General features: G+C 45.9%; 2 protein-coding genes and 1 riboswitch. Both genes read left to right on the forward strand.

What is annotated here, in order from left to right:
• The first annotated feature begins 84 nt into the window (after positions 1-84).
• Complete coding sequence (locus tag QT974_RS33890; RefSeq protein ID WP_333472741.1) at positions 85-372, forward strand: hypothetical protein; 288 nt, start codon at positions 85-87, stop codon at positions 370-372.
• A gap of 60 nt (positions 373-432) precedes the next feature.
• A riboswitch (adenosylcobalamin-variant (AdoCbl-variant) riboswitch) is annotated at positions 433-512 on the forward strand.
• A gap of 56 nt (positions 513-568) precedes the next feature.
• The coding region (cobG, locus tag QT974_RS33895) for a precorrin-3B synthase (protein ID WP_333472742.1) at positions 569-1,911 on the forward strand (1,343 nt) is incomplete at its 3' end.

Below are 1,911 nucleotides of genomic sequence, written 5' to 3' on the forward strand. Positions count from 1 at the left end.
GGGATTATAACTAATAACTTATATTCGGTCATGCGAGAGCCCTCTTCAACAGTGAGAGGCTTTTCAAGATTTAAAATAATAGTTATGTTTATATATCAAAAAATCCGATTTTTAGCGAATCATAAAAACAAATGGGACGAATGGATGCTGTCGCAGATTGCCACAATGGAAACAGGAAATGAAATCATGCCACCTTGGGTAATGTTTCCAGGAGAGGACGTTGGCTGGCGACAAGGTTATCAAGAAGCTTGGTTGCACGAAGTTTGGCTACCATTTTGGTGGCGGTTGCTGCCTGGGGAACGGGAAATTTATATTAACAAATGGAATATTCCGGCGTACTGGAGAGTTCGGATTAGCAACTATACAAAATAATCGGGCATTTGTTAAGAAATTTGAGATTTTGTGCTGCTGGCGATCGACTTATGATACATTTCTGAAACCTGAAAGCGGGAAAGTCCGGTGCAATTCCGGCGCTGTGCCGCAACTGTGAAAGTCAGAATGCCGATTTCAGGGCGCGTTTGTCGCGTTTACTTGTAGGTTCCCTGCGTCGCACGGGGAAGGAGATTATTTGTTAGCTTTGACTGATTTACCGACTTGTCCGGGCTTATTTTCCGGTTCCCGCGCCCGAGACGGAATATTATCGAGGATGCGGATTCCGGGCGGAATTTTAAATGTAGCGCAGTGTGGGGCGATCGCCAATTTAGTCGATCGCTACAGTACCGGCTGTTTGCAAGTCACAAATCGCGCAAATTTGCAAATCCGAGAATTGCACTCGGAAATTCCCGCAGAAGTTTGGCAAGATTTGCAGGAATTGGGATTAGCATCTCGCCGCATTGAAGTTGACCCAATTCGCAATATAATGGCAAGCCCAACAGCAGGAATCGATCGCCAAAACTTACTCGATACTCGCCCGCTAGTTGCAGCTTGGGATAATTACCTGCAAACCCATCCTGAGTTATCAGAACTTTCCGCTAAATTCAGCATTGGTTTCGACGGCGGAGAATCAGTTTCGATCCGCGATTTACGTAACGATATTTTATTAGTAGCCCAAAAACGACCGACAAATTCCGAAATAATTTTTAGCCTGCATTTAAACGGCGTCGAGACAGGAATTATTATCGAAGAATCGCAATGTATTTCAGTATTAGCAAGCTTAACAAACGCGTATCTTGAATATACCAAAAATCAGCAGCGAATCAATGGCAAAAAACCGCGTTTGCGTCATCTAATCGGTGATTGGGGTACTGAAAAATATCTAAAAAAAGTAGAGAAAAATTTACCGCTTGCATTGCGGCGAGAGTCGATCGAGCTTTCTGAAAGGGCGATCGCACCCAACAGCAATCTCGGCATTCACACTCAACGACAGTCCGATTTCTCCTACATCGGCATTGCACTGCCCCTAGGCAAGCTAGAATCAAAGCAACTGAGAAATTTGGCAAATTTAGCCAAAAATCTAAGCGGAAGCACCCTGAGACTCACGCCGTGGCAAAATCTGCTGATTTCTGACATCCCCAACTCCGAGGTTTTCGAGGTCAATCAGCAAATCGCCGATTTAGGATTGCACTCATCCGCAACTCGCCTAGATTCCTGCTTAGTTGCGTGCGCCGGTAGCAGCGGCTGTGCGTCAGCAGCGACAGATACTCAAAGTGACGCCCTAGCAATGGTGAGGGATTTAGCGCAAAAACTGACGATCGACCGATCGATCAATATACATTTCAGCGGCTGCTCCAAGTCCTGCGCCCAACACCAGCCAATAGATATCACCCTAGTAGGAATTCAGATTCACCACAAAGGCGAAACCATCCCAGGTTACAACATTTATGCAGGTAAAAAAGACTTGCCCTTTGGACGGCAAATCTTCCCAGCCGTTAGTGTAGCCGAGATGCCCAGTGCGATCGAGCGAATGTTGCG

Origin of the sequence: Microcoleus sp. BM001215392, from assembly GCF_036700185.1 — a bacterium.
Lineage (GTDB): Bacteria > Cyanobacteriota > Cyanobacteriia > Cyanobacteriales > Microcoleaceae > Microcoleus.

Coding starts and splice junctions, on each gene's coding strand:
- QT974_RS33890 (WP_333472741.1), top strand. CDS start 85: ATGTTTATATATCAAAAAATCCGATTTTTAGCGAATCATAAAAACAAA.